The sequence below is a fragment of the Desulfobaculum xiamenense genome, assembly GCF_011927665.1.
In the GTDB taxonomy this organism is placed as follows: domain Bacteria; phylum Desulfobacterota; class Desulfovibrionia; order Desulfovibrionales; family Desulfovibrionaceae; genus Desulfobaculum; species Desulfobaculum xiamenense.
Map to the genome: position 1 here is coordinate 628,115 of NZ_JAATJA010000002.1, position 22,789 is coordinate 650,903.

Below are 22,789 nucleotides of genomic sequence, written 5' to 3' on the forward strand. Positions count from 1 at the left end.
ACTAGGGCTTCGTCGCGCAAAGCCGTACGGTCCGCTAAGGGCAGACGGCCCATCGCATGTCGGGGGTCCAGGGGGCCAGCGGCCCCTTGGCCGGCGGAGCCTTCGTCTTGCATGTGGCAATGAACGATACGGCTCGCCACAGCGGCGGTGCGCTAGCCGCTGCGCGGGGCGCGGCAACGAAAACGGCCCACCTCCTTGCGGAGGCGGGCCGTTGTGCGTTTGTGTCGTGGGCCGAGGTCAGGGCTGGGCCTGTGCCGTGTCGGCCTGCGGGGTGGGGGTGGCGGAGCGCAGGGACGTGGAGAGTTCCTCACTGAGTGAGGCGAGTGCACCGATACCGTTGATGTTATCGGGGTTGGTGGCGAGTCGGCGGGATATCCATGTGGCGATATCCATGACGTCGCCGCCGGTGAGGAGTTTGCGGGATTTGGTGGGCATGGCCATGGCGAGGATGGTGTTGCGCAGGCGGTCGCGTTCCGTGAGTGCTTGCTTGATGTCCTGCGCCACGGCGTCGAGCTTGGCTTGTGCGGCGTCGGAGGCTTCGAGGTCGGCGTAGGTGCCGTAGGCGGCGTTCACGTTGCGCGCGGCGAGAGTGTAGTTGCGCATGGCGTCCACGAGCTTGGGCTGGCGGGCGAAGGTGCGGAAGCAGAGTCCGATTTCGTCCACGAGCTGGGCGTAGAGGGTGAGCATGCCGCGGGCCTCGGCCTCGGTGAGGCTGCGGAACGCATATCCGCCGTCGTCGAGGCGGTATTCGCGGGTCTGGGCCAGCGCCTCTTCGCCGAGCGCCTGCACGAAGGCGTCGGCATAGAGGCCGTAGACCAGCCGCAGGGCGATGGGCGACATGAGGTGATTGAGGACGGCGGTGCGGCCTTCGAGGACGTCGCGGGTGCCGGTGTGTAGGCCAGTGAGGTTCACGCCGTAGTGCATGTTGAGCTTCTTGAAGGTGAGCGTGGTCATGCCGATGGCGGAATCGTTGTTGCGGGTGTGCGCGGGATGGTAGTTCGTGGCGCACAGGCGCGCGATGTCACGCACGAAGTCGGGCGTGACCACGGCGTCGTCCTGCGGATGCTCCGGTGCGGCCACGCCGCGAACCTGCGAGGCATTGACCTCTTCCGCAGGGGGCGCGCTCTGCTCTGCCGTCGCGTTCTGGTCATCGGAAACGGGTGCGGGAAGCTCGGAGACGTAGTCCGTCGCCGGGGCTTCGACCACGGGGGCGGGGGCCTCAACGGCTTTCGGCTTGAGGGAGTTCCATACCCAGAAACCGGCCACGAGAGCGGCGAGGACCACGACGAGGAGGAGAGAGTTTCTGCGGGTGAGTGTCATGTAGGCCGTCCTTGATTGTTCGGTGCTCAGTTGTTGCGGAAGAAGGCCGAGGGGCCGTCGAGCACGCCACAGTCCGCGTCGCGGAACAGGTCGTGGCACTTGGCGACGGTGAAGCCTCTGCCTTCCTCGGTGTTTTCGCGGATGTCGCGGGGGTTTGCGCCCAGTTCCGCCCAGAAGAGGTTGGCTCCGGCGGCAGCGCCGAGAGAGTAAGGCTCATGGGTGCAGTTGCCGATGACGGAACGCGGCATGGCCAGACGGGCGACCGCCACGATGTGCGCCATGCGCAGTTCGCTGATCATGCCACGCTTGGCGATGGCCGTTCCGGGAATGGTGATGCGCCGCGCCGCGCCGCTGAAGGCCGGATTGATGGACGCGGTGAAGAGGATCATGTCCGCGAGTTCGTCGTTGGTGTGCTCGGGGCCGACGGGTTCGACGCAGGTGCCGACCACCAGTCCGGCGTCCTGAAAGGCGCGGATGCTCTGCTTGCGCAGCTCGGGGTCGATGCCGGTGTCGATGCCTTCGCGTAGGCGCAGGGCGTGGTAGACGCCGTCGAGCCCGGCGTCGCGCAGGCGGGGGGCCGTGTCGGATGTCTGGTCGCCGAGGTTGCCGATGAGGACGGTCTCCGGGCGCAGGTGGCGGCGGACTTCGGTGGTGACCTCGCAGAATTCGTCGAAGGAATAGTTGGCCGTGACCATCATGTAGACGGCGTTGGCTCCCTGTTCCTCAAGCAACGTGGCGTGCTCCACGGCCTGCTCGACAGTGAGCTTCATGGGCTTGGGGAAGACCTTGTTCATGGCCGCAAACGAGCAGTAGGCGCAGTTTTTGGGGCAGGGGGCGAGGTTCAGGGCGAACTGTGCGTGGATTTCGGCGCGGTCGCCGGTCAGCTCGCGCGAGATGCGCGCCGCCTCGGCCATGATGAGGTACGCCTCGGGCGAGCTAGGCGACAGGGCGAGCATGTCGATGATCTGCTGGCGGGAGAAGGGGACCGCGTCCCGGGACTGCTTCAGAATGTCGTGGATGTCGATGGTCATTGATGTTTCCTGTTCTGACGGTGAGGGCATACTTGCCATTTGTTTTTTCAATGCGGCCAATAGGCGGGCATCATAGTGGCAATCCTTCGATCTGTGAAGGGCCGTCAGTCGTTGTCTCCGGTTCGCCTGCGCCGGTCGAACTCGACCTTGAGGCGAGCGATGATGTGGTCGTAGCCGTTTGGCGAGTGCGGGAGCGTGCAGTTCGAGCAGTCCTTGATGCCGTGGAGGTCCGTGGGGTTTCCGCCGCAGTCTTCGAGGAAATAGAGCGGGCAAAAGCAGAACAGGCAGTTGAAGCTGTCTGGATCGGCCTTGGCGTGGCAGGGGAAGTATGCGCAGTCCGTGTTTCGGAAGAAGCGGTAGCTGTGTTTCATTTCTCGTCCGTATGCTGTGCGGGGCCGGTGTCGGGCGCGCAGAAGGGCAGGTCGGCACAGGCGGTGGCGAAGGCTTCGAGGGTGAGGTTCGAGGGGCTTTCGGCAGCGGCTGTGCGCAGTCCGTCGAAGATGGGGGCCAGCGCTTCGGCGTGGGCGTCGAACATTTCGCGTCCTGTGGTCTCGCGATAGCGGGCCAGTGCGCGCATGACGTCGAGCACGTGGACCGTGGTCGGAGGGCTGGCGAGGGCGTATGCCTCGCCGCCGGGGCGGTCCACCTTGACCACGATATTCGCCTTGCCGAGCATGAACAGCACGTCGTTGACCAGCTTGACTGGCGCGCCGAGGCGGCTGGCGATGGCCTCGTTGGACGGTGTGGGGCGCGCGTCGATGAACGCGCGGGTCAGCAGGGCGAGGATGAGCGCGCCGAGCTTCTGGCGGTCGTCGAAGCTGTATTCGTTCATGCGGGCTTCGCTGTAGTAGGTGTCGCTACGCTGGAGGGCGAAGCAGATTTCCGCGCCGAGCAGCACGATGGTCCAACTGATGAACATCCAGATGAGGAAGAGCGGGACCTGCGCGAAGCTGCCGTAGATGGCGTTGTAGTTGGTGCTCACCGCCTGATAGCGGATGTAGCCCGCCTGCACGATCTGCCACAGGCTTCCGGCGAGGATGGCCCCGCCGAGGGCGGAGGTCAGGCGCACCCGCGTGTTGGGGATGAACACGTAGATGAACAGGAGCGCCAGCCACGTGGTGACGTAGGGCAACAGCTTGAGCGCGGCGAGGTACAGGGCGCTCAACACCGACACGCCGAGGATGCGCTGGACGATTTCGTTGTTTTGCAGGGAGGCCGTGGAGCTGATGGCCACGAGAATGAGCAGCGGACAGACCATGGTCACCGCGAGGTAGTCCGAGAACTTGCGCCACAGGTTGCGCTGTGCCTTCACGCCGAAGATGGAGTTGAAGCTGGCCTCGATGTTTCCCAGAAGGGAAATGACCGTCATGAACAGAAGCGCCACGCCAGCCACGCCGAGGGTGCCGACGTTGGTGTTGTTGATGTAGCCGATGATGGCTTCGACCACATCCGGATTTCCGGCGGTGGCCTGCATGAGCATCTCGCGGATGAATTGCGAGTTCTGGATGCCGAAGCCCTTGGAAATGGAGAAGGCCACGGCCAGAAGCGGAACGAGGGAGAGCACCGTGGTGTAGGCCAGCGCCGAGGCGCGAAGCAGACACTGATCCGCCACGAAGCCGTGCCCGACCATGTACACCCAGCGTAACAGCCGGGCGAACTGGTGGCGGACAAAGGACGCCTCCGCGCCCGCATGCGTCAGAGACGGTATGGAGAACCGGTTCACTGCACCCTCCCTGTGGCGTCGCGCCGACGGGGGCGTCAGGCGATGCCCGTTTCCGCGGCGACGTCGGCTATGGCGGCGATGGACAGCGCGAGGAAGTCCGAGAGGTCCATGCCGAGGCGTTCGCATTCCTGAATGCGTTCGCGGCTGACGTTGGCGGCGAAGGACTTGTCCTTCATCTTCTTGCGCAGGCTTTTGGGCTGCATGCCCTCCATGCGCGTGGGACGGACCAGCGCGGCGGCCGAGACGAGTCCGGTGACGGTCTCCGCGGCGCGAAGCGCGTAATCGAAGGGGGCCTGCGCGGCAACGCCGGTGCATTCCTCGTTGTGGGCGGAGATGGCGTGGAGCGCCTCGGCGGGCAGCTCCTGCGCGAGCATCTCGGCGGCCACGAGGCCGTGGCGCTCCGGCGTGTCCTTGGTCATGGGATAGTCGAGGTCATGCAGCAGGCCGGTCGTGCCCCACAGCTCGGGGTCGGCGTCGAAGCGCGGGGCGAGGGCGCGCATGACGGCTTCTGTCTGCACGGCGTGGTGCACGAGATGGAGTTCGGGATTCTGGGCCTTGACGAGGGCGAGGGCCGCGTCTCTGGTGATCATGTCGTAATGCTCCTGTGGGTTTCGTGGGGCAAGAGTACAGGAAAGGGGACCGGAAGGGCAAATGGTTCCGCGCTGTTGTCGAGGACGGAAAGCCGGGCATGGTTCTTGCTGCTTTCGCAGCGGCACCACGTGTGTCGTCTTTTTGGCGGACAGTCGTTGTCGAGGTGGAAGCATGGTAAATTTAAGTAGTATTTCCAGTCAGCTGGCGGCATTGCAGAAGGTGGCCGAACTGCGTCGGACCCGTGGGGACATGGGCGGCGCGGCAGGCGATCCTTTCGCGACCATGCTGCGGGGCATCATGACGGGGGGACCGTCGAAGCTTTCGGGAATCGAGGCGCAGCTCATGCTGGGCGGGCAGTTTCTCGGCGCGATGAGCGGCGCTGACGCCGGGCGCGAGGCCGGGGAACTGGCCGGGCTTGGCGATGCCGCGCTTTTTATGGATTCTCTGTCGGAATTTGCGCCGAAGGGCGGGGCTGGTGGGCTCGCCGGGCTTGGTGGGGGGACGCTTGCGTCCGGACTGCCGGGCGGTGCGGGAGCGCTGGCCACGGTGCTCGAAGCCATGAATGGCGGGCGGGATGCCGCACTGGCATCGGGTGGCGCGCTGTCCGGGCGGGGAATCGCCGGGACGGGACGCGTATTGAAGCCTTCTGGTGCGCATGCGGCCGTGATTTCGCCCAAGGCCGAGGAGCCGACGGTGATCGCTTCGCCAGCGCAGTCGCCGGGGCAGACTATGGCCAGCGCGGCAGGGCATGTCGGGAAAACGTCACCGGTTCATGATGCCGGTCATGCGGAGATGGTCCGGCGTGCCTACGGCAGCGGTGAGGCCGCGAAGCTGGCCGGACTGCTGGCCGCGCGCTTCGAGTCCGGTGGGGACCCCGGCGCGGTGGGGCATGACCGCGTGGGTGGGACGTCCTACGGCATGTATCAGATAGCCTCGCGCACCGGGACTTTTGGAGAATTTCTGACCTTCCTCGACCGCCGGGAGCCGGGGTTCGCGGCTGAATTGCGTGCCGCGGGCAATCCCGATACCGGGTCGCGCAGCGGAGGCGTGCCGGATGCGTGGCGGGGCATCGCCGCGCGCGAGCCGGACCGCTTCGCCGACTTGCAGCACGAGTTTATCCGCACGACGCATTTTATGCCCGCCGCCAGAAAGGTGGCGCAGATGACGGGGCTTGATTTCGCTGGCGAGGGCGGCGTGCTGGCGCAGGTGCTGTGGAGCACGGCGGTGCAGCATGGCGCATCGGGTTCGGCGCGCATTTTCGCGCGGGCCGTGGACAGCGCCCGCGAGAGCGCTCCCGACGACTTCGGCCGTGCCCTCATCAAGGAGGTCTACCGCGAGCGCGGCGGACAGTTCGGCTCCTCCACGCGACAGGTGCAGGCCGCTGTCCACAACAGATTCGATAGTGAAATGGAACTGGCGCTGGCCATGTTCGACGATTCCGGTTCAGCGGATTTCATGGCGTGATGTCGGGTTGAGGGCGACCCGATGCGACGGCCCCGGCGCTTTGGCGTTCGGGGCCGTCGTCGTTTGTGGTGGCTACGTCAGCAGGTGTGCAGACCGGCCAGCGCGCGCAGGGTCGCGTCCATCTGCTCTGTGCAGGAATGGAAGGCCTCGGCAAGCTGGTCCGGGTCGAGCTCCAGTGCGCTCCACGCCTGCGTGTCGAGCGGCGGAACGTAGACGCGGGGACCGGGGTCCGTGTCGAGGCCGCGGGCCATGATGTCCGCGAGGTGGATGATGGTCGTCTTGTGGCCGTCCTGCTCGGCTTGCGATGGGGCGTGGTGGTTGAGCACCGCGCTGACGAGGGTGAACGGCAGGTTCCACTTGCGCAACAGCATGCCGCCGAGGGTAGCGTGGTCGAACCCCAGCACGCCGCGTTCCGTCTCGTGGAGCAGGGCGTGGTGTTCGTCCGCGTAGGCGATGACGGCCGCGAAGCGCTCGGGGATGAGCTTGCACATGGCCAGCCGTCCCACGTCGTGCAACAGTCCGGCCACGAAGAAGCGTTCCGGCTCCCCGCCGCCCGCGGCGCGGGCCAGACTGCGTGCGATGATGCCCACGCGGATGCTGTGCCGCCAGAACTCCTCCATGTTGGCGAGGGCCTCTGGAATGCCGGTGAACATGCGCATGACCGACGTGCCGAGCGCCAGCGTCGAAAGCTGGCTGGTGCCCACGACGGCCACGGCGCGGGAAATGGTGTCTATCTGTGAGGGAAAGCTGTAGAATGCGCTGTTGACCAGCCGCAGCAGAAAGGCCGTGAGGCTCGTGTCGCGGCTGATGACGCCTGCCACGTCGCTCGCCGAGGAGTCCTTGTCGGCGATGACGGCCTGCAATTCGGCATAGACCGAGGGCAGGGACGGCAGGGTGAGGTCGCCGCGCAACAGGTCGAAGGGGTCAATCGCCTGCTCCGGGATGCTTGGCGGGTCCATGGGCGGCATCGGCAAGAGCGGCAGCTCTATGCCACCTTCGAGGGCCGTGGCGATGTGGCGGCAGGCCAGCCTGTAGATGGCGCTCATGGCTGGATGCGCGGTATCGACATGGGCGAAGCGCCTGTCCGCGATGGCGACGGCGTTGGAGAGCAGTTCCTCGTTCATCGCTGGCACCGTCCTTCACGTTGTGTGTCGCGTGGGGCGTTGCGCAGGGGAGCGGTCCGGTCGCGGCCTCGTGCACGGTTGACGGTTTTATTTGTGGGCAAGCTCATGTAGAACACCCCTTGTGCCCGAAATTGAAAGATAACGACTGCCGCCTTGCCCATGGCGCGTAGCGGGAGGAATCAATGACGATGATACACGGATTCGAGCTGCTTGTTGAGAAGGAAATCCCCGAAGTGGGGGTGAAGGCCCGGCTGTTTCGCCACGCGCGCACCGGCGCCGAACTGATGAGCCTGATTTGCCCCGACGAGAACAAGGTCTTCGGCGTGAGCTTCCGCACGCCCCCGCGCGACTCCACCGGCGTGCCGCACATCCTCGAACACTCGGTGTTGTGCGGGTCGGACCGGTACCCGGTCAAGGAGCCGTTCGTGGAGCTGCTCAAGGGCTCGCTGCAAACTTTTCTCAACGCCTTCACCTACCCGGACAAGACCTGCTATCCCGTGGCCAGCACGAACCTGCAGGATTTTTATAACCTCGTGGACGTCTACATCGACGCTGTGTTCCACCCGCGCATCGACGAGAGCGTGTTCCGGCAGGAGGGCTGGCACTACGAGCTCGACTCCCCCGAGGGCGAGCTGACCCGCAAGGGCGTGGTGTTCAACGAGATGAAGGGCGCATACAGCTCCCCGGACGGCCTGCTTCAGGAGCATTCCCAGCGCGGCCTGTTCCCGGACACCACCTACGGTCTCGATTCCGGCGGCGACCCGGAGCGCATCCCGGACCTCACCCACGAGCGGTTCCTGCATTTCCACCGCACGCTGTACCATCCGTCCAACGCGCGGTTCTGGTTCTATGGCGATGACGACGAGAACAGGCGGCTGGAGATTCTCGCCGCCGCCCTCGATGGCTACGACGCCATAACCGTGGATTCCGAGGTAGAGGTGCAGCCGCGCATCGAAAATCCCCGCCGGATCGACATCCCTTATGCGGGTGGAGACGACGCGCGTACCATGTTCACCGTGAACTGGCTTCTGCCCGAGACCTTCGACCGCGACCTCGCCCTACGCCTCGAAGTGCTGGAGCATATCCTCATCGGCCTGCCGTCCTCGCCCCTGCGTCGTGCGCTCATGGAGTCCGGCCTCGGCGAGGATCTGACCGGCGTGGGCCTTGAGGACGAGCTGCGTCAGATGTCCTTCTCCGTGGGTCTCAAGGGCATGGACGCCGAGGACGTGGCCGAGGCCGAAGGTATCATCTTCGACGTGCTGCGCGACATGGCCGACAACGGCCCCAGCATCGAAATGGTCGAGGCCGCCATGAACAGCGTGGAATTCGACCTGCGCGAGCAGAACACCGGGCGCTTCCCGCGTGGGCTGTCGCTCATGCTCATGTCGCTGACCACGTGGCTGCATGGCGGCGATCCCTTCGTCCCGCTGGCCTTCGAGGCTTCGCTTCGTGCGCTCAAGACCGATCTGGCTGCGGGCAGGCCCGTGTTTTCCGAGTTGGTGCGCTCGTTCCTGCTGGACAACGCGCACCGCACCACGGTGGTCCTTGAGCCGAAGGACGGCCTCGCCGCCGAGCGCGACCGCCGCGAGCGCGAGGAGCTCGCCGCGCGCAAGGCAGCCATGACGCCCGAGGAGATCGAGACCGTGATCCGCACCGCCCGCGAACTTCGCGAGGCGCAGGAGCGTCCGGACAGCCCCGAGGCGCTGGCCACCATCCCCACCCTGTCCCTCGACGACATCGCGCGCGAGGAGAAGATCATCCCCACCGAGGAGCGCGAGGTGGGCGGCGTGCGCACCCTGCTGCATGACCTGCCCGCGCAGGGTATCGTCTACCTCGACGCAGGCTTCGACCTTGGCTGCGTGGCGCAGGAGGACCTGCCGTTGGTGCCGCTCTTCGGACGCGCCCTGTTCGAGATGGGGACGCAGACCGAGGACTTCGCCAGCCTGACCATGCGCGTGGCCCGCAAGACCGGCGGCATCGAGCCGGAGACCTTCGTGGCCGATACGCTGGACCGTGAGGGCTTCGTGGCCCGTCTGTTCCTGCGCGGCAAGGCTATGGCTGCCAACACTGGCGACATGCTCGACATCCTGCGCGACGTGCTGCTGACCGCGCGCTTCGAGGACCGCGAGCGTTTCCGCCTCATGGCCCTTGAGGAGAAGGCGCGGCTGGAGGAACGGCTCATTCCCGCCGGACACATGGTTGCGCTCACCCGTCTGCGCGCCCGCCACGGCATGGCCGGATGGCTGGGCGAATTGATGGGCGGCGTGAGCGCCCTGACCTACGCGCGCCAGCTCATTCGCGACATCGACGCGGATTGGAACGGCGTGCTGGAGCGGCTGGAGCGCATCCGCAGGGCCGTGGTGTCCCGCAGGGGGCTTCTGCTCAACGTCACCGCCGCCGGGCATGATCTGCCCGGTGTGGTGGACGGGCTTTCGTCCTTCGTCGCCGCGCTGCCGGAATCCGGTTCCGAAATGGCGCAGTGGCTGCCGGGCACCTTCCCCGAGGCCGAGGGACTGGCCATTCCCGCGCAGGTCAATTACGTGGGCCGCATCGTGGACCTCGCGCAGGCTGGTTACGAGTTCAGCGGGGCGCATCTGGCCGTGAACCGTCACGCCCGCATGGGCTACCTGTGGGACCGCGTTCGCGTGCAGGGTGGCGCGTACGGCGCGTTCAGTTCGCTGGACCGCGCGGGCCGCACCATGGCCTTCGCGTCCTACCGCGACCCGAACCTCGACACCACCATCGACGTGTTCAACGGCACTGGCGAGTACTTCCGCACCCTGCGCATGGACCGCGAGGAACTGGTCAAGAGCATCATCGGCGCGGTGGGCGAAGTGGATACCTACCTGCTGCCCGACGCGCAGGGCTACGTGGCCATGGCGCGGCTGCTGATGGGCGACACGCCGGAGATGCGTCAGACCATGCGCGACGAGCTTCTGGGCACCACCCTCGCCGACTTCAATGCCTTCGGCGAGCTTTTGGCCTCCGTGGGGCGCACCGGCTCCACCGTGGTCATTGGTTCGGGCGACGCCCTCGCCGCCAGCGCTGCCGGGCTTGAGGTGAAGAACATCCTCTAGCTGTGCGCTGTGCGCGTCATGCTTCAAGGCCCGGTTCGCATGTGCGGACCGGGCCTTTTCTGTCGGATCAGCGGGGTGTGTCGGGCCACAGCACGGCGCGCACGGGCGATGCCTCGGCGTCGGGAATGGACAGAGGCAGGCAGCACAGGATGTAGCGACCGGGCGTGGCCGCGTGGAGATTCAGATTTTCAATGATGGGCAGGCCTGCGCCGAGAAGAATGTGGTGGGCGGGCAGGTCCTCGGCGTCGAAGGGGTCTGCCGATGGGCCGTCGATGCCCGCGAGGCGTGCGCCGCGTTCGACGATGAGGCGTGCGGCGCTTGGGGCGAGGGCCGTGAAGTCCGTGCGGAAAATGCGGTCTCCGGGCAGACCGTGGCGCGTGTTGCGCGTGCGCAGGAGTACGGCGTCTCCGGGGTGGATGGCGGCGTCTTGAAGCAGTTGTGCCGTGACGAGCGCAGCGTCCCCGACGTCCACGACGATGGCGGGCAGGAGGAAGTCCGCCGGGGCGTAGTCCCCGAGGGTGCGGGCAGCGTCCATGACGTGGGCCGGAGTGTCGATGTGCGTGCCACAGTGGGCGCTCATGGTCAGCGTGGATGTGCGCCCGCCGCAAGGGGATGTGGGGACGCCTTCGAGGGCGAAGGGCCTGTCGCCGGGCCATGGTGCGTCCTCGCGCCCGAGGGCGAGGGTGATGTCGATGATGGGGCCGGGAATGGTCATGGGGACTCCGTGCGCGGGGGAGCGAACTTGACAGAACTCCCGAGGCTTGAATAAATGCGGTAAACCGATCAGGGGACGAAGCATGAAAGAGCCGCTAGAAGTCTTTTCCGACTACCTCTCCCGCAAGAATCTGAAGATGACGCCGCAGCGTCGGCTGATTCTGGATATCTTCCTGCGCGAGAAGGGGCATCTTGCGTCCGAGGATCTGTATACCATCGTCAAGAGATTCGACAAGTCCATCGGGCAGGCCACCGTCTACAGGACGCTCAAGCTGCTTTCCGAATCGGGCCTCGCCAAGGAAGTGAAGTTCGGCGACGGTGTAACGCGCTATGAACAGAAATATGGTAACTCCCATCACGATCACATCATTTGCGAGGAATGCGGCAAGGCCCTCTCCGTGGTGGATGAGAAGATCGAGGAGTTGCAGGAGCGTCTGGCCGAGGAGCACGGATTCGTGCTGACCGGGCACGAGATGTATCTTTACGGCCTCTGCGCGGATTGCCGCAGGAAGAAGGGCGGGCACTAGCCCGCCGCCCCGGTCCGCCTCGTATTCAGTAACGAGAAACGCCGCCCATGTGGGCGGCGTTTTTTTGTGCTCGATGGTGCGTCACTGGCAGGGCGTTTCGCAGGCCTTGGCCTCGGGCGGGAGCCTGCGGGGGATGGTGATGGTGAACGTGGTGCCCTGCCCGGGCTGGGAATCGACAGCGATGTCGCCGCCGTGCTGGCGGATGGATTTGTCCGAGACGAAGAGGCCAAGCCCAGTGCCTCGGCAGCCCTTGGACGAGAAGAACAGCGTGAAGAGCTTCTCGCGCGTTTCGCGGTCCATGCCTGTGCCGTTGTCGGAGATGGTGATGCGGATGCGCTGTGGTTCTGCTGTGAGGCCGAAGGTCACGGCATGTTCCTTGTCGCCTGTCGTGTCGGAAACGCAGGCGTCCACGGCATTTTCGAGAAAGTTGACAAACGCGGCGGACAGCACGTGCGCGTCGGCTTCGATGAATCCCGGCTCGCCATCGGTTTCGCGCACGAAGCGCACACCAGTCTTGGTGGCCTTCGGCTCGACGAGGGCGGCCACGGCGTCGTAGAATTCCGCAACGTCCACCCGCTCCCAGTTCAGGTCGCGATTCTTGGCGTAGTGCAGCATCTGCAGCACCATGCTCCGGATGCGTCCGGTGAGGTCCTTCACCGTCTCCCAGCCGGAGGCGATCTTGTCGCGGTCGTCGCGGCGCATGCCCGATTCCACGCGGTAGATGCCGCCGTCCAGCGCGGTGAGCATGCCCTTGATGCCGTGGCTCATGGACCCGATCATGAGGCCGAGCGAGGCCAGATGGTCCTGCAGTTCGCGGATCTGCGTGATGTCCGCCGCGAGTTCCATGACCTCCGCCACCTCGCCCTTATCGTTGCGTAGCGGGGCGGTCCAGACCAGCACGTTGTACTGCCTGCCGTCGCGCGAGGTGATGACCGTTTCGCGCTGGTGGGTTTGGCCGTCCGAGAATGTCCGCGCCGCAGGGCAGTTGTCGCACGGGGCGTCGCGGTGGGCGAGGACCTGATGGCAGGGCAGGCCTGGTTCGCCGCCGAAAAGCTCGTTGTAGAGACGGTTGGAGGCCGTGGTCCGGAACTGGCGGTCCAGCACGGAGATGAAGCAGGGCGTCTCGTCGAAGAGGACCTGATACTTTTCGCGGGTGGCGCGAAGTTCTTCCTGCAGGCGCTTGATTTCCGTGACGTCCACGGTGATTTCCAGCACGAGGTCCACCTCGCCGTCCTGATCGAGGATGGGAGCCGTGTGGACGATGACCGGAATCTCCCCGTTGTCCGGGGTGCGAAGCGTCATGCGCGCCCGCTGGCCGCGGCCCGTGGCGAAGGTGCGCCCCACGGGGCAGCCTGCGTCCTTGGCGTTGGGGTCGGCGTAGAGATCCCACGAGTTGCGGCCCACCATGTCTCCGAGCTTGGCGCGGTAGAGTTGGTTGACGGCTACAATCTCCATGTAGGCGTTATGGACGGAGATGAAGCAGGGCATGGCGTTGAAGGTGTCGCCGTCGTCCACGAGGTCCGTTATGCCCCGGATGGCGCTGGCCAGCCCGTCCACCACCTGTCCCACTGCCACCTGACGCTCCAGCTCCACCACGCGGGCGGACTTCTCCTCCACCAGCCGTTCGAGGTTCACAGTGTACTCGTGCAGCTTCTCGCGCATGGTGATCTTTTCCACCACGCGGCCAAGCGCAGCTTCGAGCACCTCGTCGTTGATGGGCTTGGTCACGAAGTCCGCAGCGTCGAACTTGAGGCTCTGAATGGCGAGGTCCATATCGCCGTGGCCGGAGATCATGATGACCTCCGCGTCGGGCTTTTTGGCCTTTATGGCCTTGAGCAGCTCGATGCCGTCCATGCCGGGCATCTTGATGTCCGTGAGCACGATGGGCGGGTGAGCCTCGTCGAAGACGCGTAGGGCGTCCGGTCCGTTTTCTGCGGTGAGCACCTCATAACCGAGGTCAGTGAGGGACAGGCCGAGAAAGGTTCGTATTCCGGGTTCGTCGTCCACGAGCAGCAGTTGTTTCTTCATGTCGCGTCCAGGGCGTGGGCCGGGTTGCGGTTGGCTGGTGCCGAGCCGCGAGGCGGCATTCCGTGTAAAATGGTAGGGATTTAGCCGACACACGAGCGCGAAGAGGGCTGGTGAGGCCCGACAGAAAACCGGGGTGATCCGGTTCCCCGTGAGAAGGCAGGCACGGCGGAGGTTGGCCCCCCCGCCGCGCCGCCGATGACGACTCGTTGCGGGCAGTGTCCTGCCGCCTTGGGGCCGCTAGGCGGCCCTATGGGTGTTCCGGTGCCTAGGCACCGATGGTTTCCCTGACTATGGCAATGACCTTGTCGGCATCGAAGGGCTTCTGAATGGTGGCGACCGCCTTGCGAATGGCGAGGTGGATGCCGGAAAGCCCGCTGATGACGATGACCGGAATGTCGGCCAGTGCCGGGTCCTGCGAATACTTCCTGTAGAACCGGGGACCCCATTCGTTCGGCATTTCGAGGTCCAGGGTGATGAGATCGGGCATCTCGTTGCCGATGATGTCCAGCGCGTCGGCTCCGTCGATGGCACTGCACGTGGCGTAGCCGTTGTCCTCGAAGAGGCTGACCAGATAGTCCACGATGGCGGGATCGTCGTCCACGACCATGATCTTCTTCGGCATATCGTACCTCCCGGTATGAAGTCCCGTTGGGACGTATTCGTCGCTCCGGTTCTACCCTACCACGGCTATTGGCCGATGGTCTGCCTGACGATGGAGATGAGTTCGTCGGGATTGAAGGGCTTGGTCAGGCTGGCGATGGCCTTGGGCACCGCGTACTTGTTCCCGGCAAGGCCACTGATGACGATGACGGGAATGCGCTTGTACTCGGGTTCCTGCGAGAGCTTGCGGTAGAAGCGCGGACCCCACTCGTTGGGCATTTCCAGATCGAGGGTGATGAGGTCGGGCTTCTCGGCGAGCACCACGTCCATGGCTTCCGAGCCGTCGCCTGCCGTACACGTTTCATATCCGTTGTCGGTGAAGATGTCGGTCAGATAGGAGACAATGTTCGGGTCATCGTCGATGATGAGAATCTTCTTGGCCATGTCTTTCCTCGCTTCGCGTTGTCCGGCGGGTCCGCCGGAGTTGTGACGTGTGCGGTGCTAGAGATCCTGAACCTTGTCCGGCCGGTTCACGCTGACCACGGGGCAGTTGGCGCGAACGATGACCTGTTCCATGGTGCTGCCGATGCGGGCGCGCTCGGCGTCCGTCTCGCGGATGTGGTGGGCCAGGACGATGAGGTCGGCCTGCCGCTCGCGCGCGTACTTGACGATTTCCACGTAGGGAACGCCTTCCCACGCTTCGACGTTGACCTTCTTGAACTCGCCGAGCTTGGAGGCGTATTCGCTATGCATCTTGCGCCGCGCGGCGATGAGGGCGTCCTCGATCTCCTCCTGATCCATGACCTTGCCTGCGGCCATGGCCGAGATGTCGAGGGCGTGGAAGATGGAGAGTTCGCAGTCGAGGTCGCGGGCGAGGGATGCTGCGAAGCCGAAGGCGTTTTTGGCCGGAGCGGAGAAGTCCGTGGCGAAGACCACGCTGGAGAATCCGCCCCAGTAGGAGGCCGAGGGACGGCTGACGGTGAGCACGGGGCAGCGGGCGGCCTTGGCCACGCGCTGGAGCGTGCTGCCGGGAATGCCGTAACGGTAGTAGGGGGAATCCTCGCGGGCGCTTGCGCCCATGATGATGAGGTCTGCGGAGGTTTCGCGGGCCATGCGAAGAATCTCGCGGTGCGGCCAGCCGGTGGCGACTTCGATGCGGGCGTTGTCGAACTCGTCGAACTGCTTCAGGTAGAAGTTCTTGATCTCGTCCTTGACCGAATCGAGGTAGTCGTCATCGAGGGTCACTTCCTCGCCGGTACGGACATCCTTGACCACCTGGCTGAATGCGCGGGTGGGAATGCCCAGAACGTGGAAGGCTATGAGTTCTGCCCCGTGTCGCTTCGCCAGTTCGAAGGCGACTCGTGCGGCATGGTCGCACGCGGGGGTTGCGGAAGTCGCGAACAGAATCTTCTTGAACATAGGCCACCTCTTGCTTTGGAGAAGGGGGGAGCGAAATGCTCCCCCATTGATGCGCCTTTGCCAGCTATTCCTTGGGCTGCAGATGCTCGGGAATCTCAACCATGCCGATCAGCAGGGGCTTGAGGAACGACCATCTGATGCCGATCTCGTATTCTTCCTCCAGGTCGCGGATTGCGTCCCAGCAGTTGTGACAGGGCGAGATGACCAGCTTCGCGCCCGTGGCGAGAATCTGATCGCGCTTCGTCTGGAGCGCCTTGTTGCGCTGCTGGCGGTAACGGCCGATGCCGTTGAAGCCGCCGCCACCACCGCAGCAGTAGTTGTACTCCTTGCACGGGGTCATCTCGACGAAGTACCCGGGCTCGACCATGTACGACATGATCTCGCGGGTGATTTCCGCCAGACCGTGGTTACGTACATAGTTGCAGGAGTCCTGCAGGGTTACAAGCTCCTTGATGCGCTTGGACGGGTCGATCTTGAGCTTGCCGGTGCGCAGGGCCTCGGCCACCCACTGCACGTAGTGGATGTAGGGTGCCGGGGGTTTGCCGCTGGCGCGGCCCGCCCAGTAGGGGCCCTCGACCACGGTGGCGCGGTGCGCATGGCCGCATTCCGTGCCGATGACGCGCTTGGGCTTCAGGCGCTCGATGGCGGCGTAGACGTTGTCCACCTGCATCTTCGCGCCTTCCCAGTCGCCAGCGAACATGGTCAGCGAGGTCTGTTCCCAGCCCTCGCTCGGCACGGTCCAGTTCTCTCCGGCGATGTGGAACAGGATGGCGGCTTCCGCGAGATCCTCGGGATAGTGCTTCGGCTCGCGGGCGTTACATGTGTACATGATGTCCGCGCCTTCCTTATCCACGGGGATTTCGAGGCCGGGCCATTCCTCTTCGTTCTCCTCGGCCATCCACTCGCAGGTTTCCACCCAGTCTTCGGTGGTCACGTCCATCTGCGCGCGGTAGACGCGGTGCATGCCGGAGCCGATCTTCATCTCCCACGGCACGAAGCCCTGCGAGAACAGAAGGCCGCGGATGTAGCTGTTCATCTGGCCCATGTCGATGCCATGGGGGCAGAACTGTGCGCAGCGCGAGCAGCAGGTGCACTTGGACCATGCGGTGTTCATGCATTCGATCATGAACTCGGTGGTCACGTCGCCCTTCTTCTCGATCATGGTGCGCAACATGCTCTGGATCTTGCGGCTGGGCACCTGTTCGGGGTCACGGTCGTTGACGAGGTAGAGGAAGCAGGAGTCGGCGCACAGGCCGCAGTGAGCGCAGATGTCGAGCCACGTGCGCATGCGCGACTTGCAGGTCTTCTGGATGCGGTTCCAGAGGTCTTCCTTGTTGACCTCCAGAGACTTCATTTCCTCGTAGTACTGGGTACCCCGCGTGTCGGACAGAAGGCTCAGCAGGGCCTCTTCCGTCTGAATCGGGGTCTTGTTGCAGAATTTCCCTTCAGGCATGTGTTTGCTCCTTACCCAACGGGTCGAGGTTGTTTACCAGACGAGGCCGCGGCCTCGTTCGCCGCCGCGCTTGATGCCGAAGTCCATGCCCAGCTGGGCTCTGGAGCAGAAGAACAGCACCATGTGCGACAGCTTGGTGAAGGGAATGGCCAGAAGCATCACGTGGCCGGACACCAGATGCGCCAGAAGCCAGCCCTCGTAGCCGGGCACGTGCAGGCGGCACAGGATGCCCGTGATGAAGGGGGCCATGGCGATGGCGAGCATCAGGTAGTCGTTGGCGGTGGTCAGCACGCGCACCTCGGCGAGGAGGATGCGGCGCAGGATGAGCATGACGCCAGCGGCCAGCATGGCCACGGTCAGCGCATCGGCAAGGCCTGCGGGCATGGCGGGCCAGTTGATGCCCAGATGCTCGCGCGCGATGACGGTGTGGGCTTCCAGGAACAGCGGCACGAAGACGATGCCCACATGGAAGATGAAGAACAGGGACATCATGCCGGGCTTGCGGCGCCAGCTGAAGGTGCCGAAGGGCAGCAGCCAGTGGTAGATGGACTTCCATGCCCACTTGAGCCCGAGACCCATGTCGGCCTTGTAGGCCACGCGGTCGAGCTTCCAGTCGAGGCCCCGGAAGTACCAGACCACCCGGTAGATGCACCCGAGGATGAAGACGGTGAACGTGACCCACAGCATGGGGCCGGTCAGGAACTCATACATTCGAGTCTCTCCTTGACGTATCGGTGGGAGGGCGCGACGCGCCTTCCCTGATCGTTAGTATTTCCTCGGCGCCTCGTCGCGGCCGGTCAGGAAGAGCCAGTAGCCGAGGTAGAACACGAGAGCCGCTCCCATGAGGGTGTAGGCCCAGCCCTTGGAGTAGACCATGAAGTCGTGCAGGGTGTAGAACATCTGTTCCATGTCGAAACTCCCTTGTTTCGCGGGCTAGTGGCCGCTCTTGTATTCGGGGTGTTCGTAGAAGATGGGCATGTGCGTCACGATGAAGCGGTACGCCAGCACGCCGATGGTCACCACGAACACGGAGATGCCGATCTCGGAGAGAGTCGGGAAGTACTTCTGGGAGGACGGCAGGTACCAGTTGAACGCCACGAGAGAGACGTTGAAGCGGTTCAGCACGATGCCCAGAACGGTCCACAGGGCGGTCTTGCGGATGAGCGGCAGGTTCTTCTCGCGAGCGCCGATGGCGTAGGCCAGTGCGGGCATCACGATGAAGCCGATCATCTCGACCCACCACCACATGCCCCAGCTGGTGAACAGGTAGCCCCACTTGTTTTCCACGGCCAGCGCCAGGAACTTGATCACGAAGTAGCCCATCATGATCCACGAGCAGGCTTTGGCGAAGCCGAGGGCCACGCCCTCGCTCTCGCGCTTGTGCTCCTCGTCCATCAGGTGATGGAAGGCCTTGTGGGCCAGCGTGGACTCGAAGAGCACCATGGACATGCCGGCGAACATGGAGCTGATGAAGAAGAACAGCGGCAGGTAAATGGAGTACCACAGCGGATGCACCTTACTCGGGGCGATGAGGTACAGCGCGCCAAGCGAGCTCTGGTGCATGGTGGAGAGCACAACGCCCATGATGGTCAGGGGCAGGGTGAGCTTGACCACGACGTTCCTGATCTTCTTGAAGCCCAGCCACTCGAAGGCGGCGGGGGTGGACTCGATGAAGAGCACGTTCAGGTACAGGAACACGCACAGACCCACTTCGAACAGCAGGGACGAGGTGCCCTGCGAGTAGAAGATGGGGTAGACCAGCCGCCACGGACGGCCGAGGTCGTAGTGCAGGGCGAAGACGACCAGCGCGTAGCCGAGGAAAGCCGTCAGCAGCGCGGGACGCACCGCCGAGTGGTAGCGCTTCATGCCGAACAGGTAGCAGGCCGCGGAGGTGGTGTAGCCGCCCGCCGCCAGCGCGACGCCGCAGAGCAGGTCGAAGCTGATCCAGATGCCCCACGGGTAGTTGTTGTCCAGATTGGTGATGGTGCTCAGGCCGCCCACGAAGCGAAGTCCGGAGAGGATGAGCCCGATGATGACGATGATGCCGGCGACGACGGTGAACGGCGTCAATGCCGATTTGCCGGCGCTTTTGACTTCAGCGGACATTTAGGCTTCCTCCTCGTCTTTCTTGTCCTTCGCCGTGGAGGCGAGGGCGTCTTCGACGGCCTTCTTGACCTTGACCTCGATCTTGCGCTTGTGCGCCACGTCGGCCTTCTCAAGCTCGCTGCGGAGCTTGGATTCGGCCTGATCGGCGGCCCTGCGCAGCGCATTGGAGACGGCCTCGGCCTTCTCTTCCTCGGCGATCTTGTCGCGGCGCTTGTTCATGGCGTAGACGCCGGTGAGCAGCACCGGCCACAGGCCGGTGACCATGGGCACCAGCGCCAGCGCGCCGGAGGTCATCTCGGGAGCGCTGGTCACGCCGAGGTCCTCGCGCATGCCGATTTCGTTGAAGGGGGAGCCGGAGATGGTGAGCCAGTTGGTTCCACCCATCTCGGTCTCGCCGTAGATGTGGTCGATGTAGCGGCCCGGGTGCGCCTCGATGCGGTTGCGGGCCAGCTTGATAAGGTCCTCGCGCTTGCCGAAGGTCAGCGCCTGCTTGGGGCAGGCCTCGACACAGCCGGGCAGCTTGCCTTCGAGGATGCGGGGATGACACATGGTGCACTTCATCACCCGCGGGGTCAGCGGCTCGTCGTACTCGTACGCGGGCACGTTGAAGGGGCAGGCGATCATGCAGTAGCGGCAGCCCACGCACAGAGATGCGTCGTACACCACTGCGCCTTCGGGGGTCTTCTTGAAGGCCTTGACGAAACAGGCCGACGCGCAGGCGGGTTCCTTGCAGTGCATGCACTGGATCTTGCGGAACACCGGGCGCGAGGAACCCTCGGGCTGGTACTTGTTGACCACGGTGAGGGCCTTGTCCGTTGTGCGGCGCTCGGTTTCGAGCACGTTCATGTCGTCGAAGGGCTTCTCGGGCGCGGGCAGTTCGTTGACCTTGTTGCAGGCCTCCTCGCACTTGCGGCAGCCGATGCATTCGGTGGCGTCGAAGAGGACGCCCATGCTGTCCGGGTAGCCGTCGAAGTGGACGTTGCCCGCGGCGTGGGCCTCGGTGCCCAGCGTGGCGGCAACGCCGGCAGCGCCGACCAGCCCCAGGAATTTTCTACGATCAATAGCCATATTCGAATACCTCGTCTTGGAATCCGGTCCTACTTCTTGCGTTCCTTGTGACACTCCACGCACGCGGTGGCCTTGGGCTTCTCCACGGCCATTGCCTCGTGGCAACCGATGCACTGCCTGTGGTAGGCGGCCTTGAGGCCGGGCTTCACGGAGGCGTCATCGTTCACGCCCTGCTTGTGGCAGCTGGCGCAATTCGGCGGAGTGGCCGAGGCGGGGCTGTTGTGATGGCAGCCCTGGCAGAAGGTGCCCTTGTCGGTGTGGAAGGTGCCTGCAAGGTCGCTGTCCTGGATCTTGGCGAACATGGCGTCGACGATCTTGCGGTGGGGGAACTCGGCTCCCTCGTACTGGTCCACAAGGCCGTCGATGGTGACCTTCTCGGGGATGAGCTTGGCCTCGTAGATGCCTGCGTGAGGCTTGCGGGCGGCGATGAGCATGGAGGCGGCAGCCTTCTTCTCCTCGTCGCTCAAGCGGGCGGGGTTGGTTCCCGCGTGCTCGGGCAGGGCCACGTGGCAGGTGGCGCAGTTCTTGGGATCGGTTTCGGCGGAGGTCATGACGGTGTGGCAGCCAGCGCAGGTCTTGTCGGTCTTGCGCTCGTTGTGGCAGCCGATGCAGCTCCGGTCGGAATCCTTCTTGTGCATGGCCGCCTCGAAGGTCACGAAGCCGCCCTTCTCGTTGCCCTCAAGGGTGTGGCAGGTTTTGCTGCAGGATTCGATGGCCTTGTGATGGCAGGAGCGGCAGTTGTCCACGTAGGCCTCATGGGCCTTATGGTCGAAGGCCACGGGTGCCATGGCGGCGGGCTTGTCGGCCTTGGCGGCCTTCTCGCCGGGAATGGTCAGCAGGACGGCGTCGGCCTGTCCGCGCATGAGGCGCTCGGGGGCCTCGGCCTTCTTGATGGCCGTGCGGGTGGTGGAGTCATGGCATCCGGCGCAGGTCACGGGGCCGGTCTCGGCCTTGGTGGCCTTGACGTCGAGGTGACAGGTCACGCAGGCGGCGTGGGCTGCCTGACGGATGGACTTCACGTCCTTGGTGGCCTTTTCCTCGTGGCAGTAGCGGCAGGAGCCTTCCTCGCCCTTGGCGTAGACGAGCTTGTCGGTCGCCTTGTCGAGGACGTGGTGGCAGGCTGCGCAGTTGGCGTCCTGTCCCTCGGCTGCCGGGATGGCCTTGGAGGCGACGTGACGGTAGTGCAGCGAGGTGTCGAAGCCAGCGGACACGCGGCCTGCGGCGGCGGGTGCCTCGCGGTGGCAGCTGCGGCACTGGGCGTCGGTGGGTCCGGTCTTCAGGCCTGCGGCGGCCTGATCGGAGTGACAGCCGATGCAGTTGTCGTGATAGACGGCTTTGTCGGCGTCCAGCGAGACGTTCGCCAGCCGCTTGAAAGCTGTGGACATGCGTCCGTCGGCGTCCTTCTCATGACAGGAGGCGCAATCCTTGCCCTGCTGCGCCAGCGCTTCGGTGTGCTTGTCATGGAAGAACGGGACGGGTTTCTCGTCCAGTTCCCCATATGAGGCGAGCGCGTCGATGACCAGAAGGTCGGCGCGCTTCTCCTTGGGTGTTGCGGGCTTGGAAACCGCGCCGGCCTCGATTCCCCAAACGGAGAAGGCGGCGAGAAAGACGATCATTCCAGCCCATCGCAACAGGGATCTTCCCTTCATCATGTTGTTGCCCCTCATCAAACTTGGCTGATGTTCCGTACCAGCGACCACGGCTGAGCGTTGAGACCATTCGGGCGGCGTGTGGCGTGCGCCCGTACCAGAGCCGGACCATCCCCGCGGTGGCGTGCGGGCCTTTGCGAAAAATGGCGCATTTTCAAGAGGGGGACCCCCTTGAGCATTTCCCCGGCAAAGCAAAGTCGTGCCGAAAGCGGACCGGAAAAATGCTTGAATTACAGCAAGTTACGCCTAAAAAAGCGTAAAACATACCGCGAAGGTATAGAATCTTTCCCTACCAGTCAAGTAGGGAACTCCGGACGGCAGGGTGCCGAAATGGCGGCGCAAAGCTAGATTTGGCGAGGGATTTGTGCTGAAAGTGTCAAGCGGACGACAGGACGAAAAAAAGGCCAAGGGGGAGATACCCCTTGGCCTCAAGCATTGCGCCGGGCGGGAGCATCCCGCAGGCAGCAGTGCGTTTTCGTGCATTTGCGCGCTTCTTCGACGAGTTGCGCGAAGGTGATGGAGTCGAGCTTTTCGAACATGGCCCGTCCGGCCTCCATCCATATCCTGCGGGTGAGGCAGGATTCGTCGCCGGCGTGGGGGTCGTCGTCTCCGCAGATGGCGAGAGGGTGTTCGCCTTCCAGTATGCGGACGATGGCTCCCACGGAAATGGCATCGAGCGGCATGGCGATGAGGTGCCCACCTCGGGGCCCCCGCTTGCTCTCGATGTACCCTCCGTTCTTCAACGTGCGTATGAGCTTCTCAAGATACTTCACCGAGATGCCCTGACGCCGTGAAATGTCACAGACCCGAACGGGTCCATCCTCGCTGTGCAGGGCGATGTCCAGCAGCAGCTTCGTCCCGTATCGGCTCTTCGTAGTCAGGCGCATGGCGCATT

Annotated in this window: 21 protein-coding genes; 3 read left to right on the forward strand and 18 right to left on the reverse strand. The window is 64.4% G+C overall.

The window, feature by feature from the left end; all coding sequences use genetic code 11:
• Window positions 1-237: 237 nt before the first annotated feature.
• The 5 genes from GGQ74_RS10670 to GGQ74_RS10690 all read right to left on the reverse strand — a co-directional run bounded on the left by GGQ74_RS10670 (window position 238) and on the right by GGQ74_RS10690 (window position 4,664).
• Complete coding sequence (locus tag GGQ74_RS10670) at window positions 238-1,320, reverse strand: hypothetical protein (protein WP_167941536.1); 1,083 nt, start codon at window positions 1,318-1,320, stop codon at window positions 238-240.
• A 26-nt stretch (window positions 1,321-1,346) separates the two neighbouring features.
• Complete coding sequence (locus GGQ74_RS10675; RefSeq protein WP_209280154.1) at window positions 1,347-2,351, reverse strand: radical SAM protein; 1,005 nt, start codon at window positions 2,349-2,351, stop codon at window positions 1,347-1,349.
• 104 nt (window positions 2,352-2,455) lie between these two features.
• The gene (locus GGQ74_RS10680) at window positions 2,456-2,722 is read right to left on the reverse strand and encodes a cysteine-rich small domain-containing protein (RefSeq protein ID WP_167941537.1); all 267 of its coding nucleotides are present in this window, start codon (window positions 2,720-2,722) and stop codon (window positions 2,456-2,458) included.
• Window positions 2,719-4,074 (reverse strand): YhjD/YihY/BrkB family envelope integrity protein, encoded by a 1,356-nt coding sequence (locus GGQ74_RS10685; RefSeq protein ID WP_167941538.1) that lies wholly within the window; start codon window positions 4,072-4,074, stop codon window positions 2,719-2,721. The genes GGQ74_RS10680 and GGQ74_RS10685 overlap by 4 nt, the downstream gene beginning before the upstream one ends.
• Window positions 4,075-4,109: 35 nt before the next feature.
• Window positions 4,110-4,664, reverse strand: coding sequence for an HD domain-containing protein (locus GGQ74_RS10690; RefSeq protein WP_167941539.1), 555 nt, complete (start codon window positions 4,662-4,664; stop codon window positions 4,110-4,112).
• A gap of 172 nt (window positions 4,665-4,836) precedes the next feature.
• Between GGQ74_RS10690 and GGQ74_RS10695 the strand changes: the two genes are divergently transcribed.
• Window positions 4,837-6,129 carry a VgrG-related protein gene (locus tag GGQ74_RS10695; RefSeq protein ID WP_167941540.1) on the forward strand — a complete coding sequence of 431 codons (1,293 nt, stop codon included), beginning with the start codon at window positions 4,837-4,839 and terminating at the stop codon, window positions 6,127-6,129.
• 77 nt (window positions 6,130-6,206) lie between these two features.
• On the opposite strand, the gene GGQ74_RS10700 is transcribed toward GGQ74_RS10695, so the two are convergent.
• Window positions 6,207-7,253, reverse strand: coding sequence for an HDOD domain-containing protein (locus GGQ74_RS10700; protein WP_167941541.1), 1,047 nt, complete (start codon window positions 7,251-7,253; stop codon window positions 6,207-6,209).
• A 182-nt stretch (window positions 7,254-7,435) separates the two neighbouring features.
• On the opposite strand from GGQ74_RS10700, the gene GGQ74_RS10705 reads away from it, so the two are divergent.
• Window positions 7,436-10,330, forward strand: coding sequence for an insulinase family protein (locus GGQ74_RS10705; RefSeq protein WP_342448613.1), 2,895 nt, complete (start codon window positions 7,436-7,438; stop codon window positions 10,328-10,330).
• 67 nt (window positions 10,331-10,397) lie between these two features.
• On the opposite strand, the gene GGQ74_RS10710 is transcribed toward GGQ74_RS10705, so the two are convergent.
• Window positions 10,398-11,045, reverse strand: coding sequence for a cyclase family protein (locus GGQ74_RS10710; protein ID WP_167941542.1), 648 nt, complete (start codon window positions 11,043-11,045; stop codon window positions 10,398-10,400).
• An 82-nt stretch (window positions 11,046-11,127) separates the two neighbouring features.
• On the opposite strand from GGQ74_RS10710, the gene GGQ74_RS10715 reads away from it, so the two are divergent.
• Window positions 11,128-11,571: a Fur family transcriptional regulator gene (locus GGQ74_RS10715; RefSeq protein WP_167941543.1), complete on the forward strand. Its 444-nt coding sequence runs from the start codon at window positions 11,128-11,130 to the stop codon at window positions 11,569-11,571.
• Window positions 11,572-11,652: 81 nt separating this feature from the next.
• On the opposite strand, the gene GGQ74_RS10720 is transcribed toward GGQ74_RS10715, so the two are convergent.
• The 11 genes from GGQ74_RS10720 to GGQ74_RS10770 all read right to left on the reverse strand — a co-directional run bounded on the left by GGQ74_RS10720 (window position 11,653) and on the right by GGQ74_RS10770 (window position 22,781).
• On the reverse strand, window positions 11,653-13,599 hold the full coding sequence (locus tag GGQ74_RS10720; protein WP_167941544.1) for a hybrid sensor histidine kinase/response regulator: 1,947 nt from the start codon (window positions 13,597-13,599) through the stop codon (window positions 11,653-11,655).
• A gap of 265 nt (window positions 13,600-13,864) precedes the next feature.
• A complete protein-coding gene (gene divK / locus GGQ74_RS10725; RefSeq protein WP_167941545.1) occupies window positions 13,865-14,221 on the reverse strand; it encodes a DVU0259 family response regulator domain-containing protein in 357 nt (118 codons plus the stop codon).
• A gap of 65 nt (window positions 14,222-14,286) precedes the next feature.
• Window positions 14,287-14,643 (reverse strand): DVU0259 family response regulator domain-containing protein, encoded by a 357-nt coding sequence (gene divK / locus GGQ74_RS10730; RefSeq protein ID WP_167941546.1) that lies wholly within the window; start codon window positions 14,641-14,643, stop codon window positions 14,287-14,289.
• Window positions 14,644-14,700: 57 nt separating this feature from the next.
• Window positions 14,701-15,618, reverse strand: coding sequence for a universal stress protein (locus GGQ74_RS10735; RefSeq protein ID WP_167941547.1), 918 nt, complete (start codon window positions 15,616-15,618; stop codon window positions 14,701-14,703).
• A 64-nt stretch (window positions 15,619-15,682) separates the two neighbouring features.
• Window positions 15,683-17,071 carry a sulfate respiration complex iron-sulfur protein HmcF gene (gene hmcF, locus GGQ74_RS10740; protein ID WP_167941548.1) on the reverse strand — a complete coding sequence of 463 codons (1,389 nt, stop codon included), beginning with the start codon at window positions 17,069-17,071 and terminating at the stop codon, window positions 15,683-15,685.
• Window positions 17,072-17,104: 33 nt separating this feature from the next.
• A complete protein-coding gene (hmcE, locus tag GGQ74_RS10745; protein ID WP_167941549.1) occupies window positions 17,105-17,782 on the reverse strand; it encodes a sulfate respiration complex protein HmcE in 678 nt (225 codons plus the stop codon).
• 54 nt (window positions 17,783-17,836) lie between these two features.
• Window positions 17,837-17,980, reverse strand: coding sequence for a sulfate respiration complex protein HmcD (gene hmcD / locus GGQ74_RS10750; RefSeq protein WP_167941550.1), 144 nt, complete (start codon window positions 17,978-17,980; stop codon window positions 17,837-17,839).
• 24 nt (window positions 17,981-18,004) lie between these two features.
• Entirely contained in the window at window positions 18,005-19,177 is a 1,173-nt protein-coding gene (gene hmcC / locus GGQ74_RS10755) for a sulfate respiration complex protein HmcC (protein WP_167941551.1), read from the reverse strand.
• On the reverse strand, window positions 19,178-20,239 hold the full coding sequence (gene hmcB, locus GGQ74_RS10760; protein ID WP_167941980.1) for a sulfate respiration complex iron-sulfur protein HmcB: 1,062 nt from the start codon (window positions 20,237-20,239) through the stop codon (window positions 19,178-19,180).
• 35 nt (window positions 20,240-20,274) lie between these two features.
• Window positions 20,275-21,897 (reverse strand): sulfate respiration complex hexadecaheme cytochrome HmcA, encoded by a 1,623-nt coding sequence (hmcA, locus tag GGQ74_RS10765; protein WP_167941552.1) that lies wholly within the window; start codon window positions 21,895-21,897, stop codon window positions 20,275-20,277.
• A gap of 425 nt (window positions 21,898-22,322) precedes the next feature.
• Window positions 22,323-22,781 (reverse strand): RrF2 family transcriptional regulator, encoded by a 459-nt coding sequence (locus tag GGQ74_RS10770; RefSeq protein ID WP_167941553.1) that lies wholly within the window; start codon window positions 22,779-22,781, stop codon window positions 22,323-22,325.
• Window positions 22,782-22,789 lie beyond the last annotated feature (8 nt).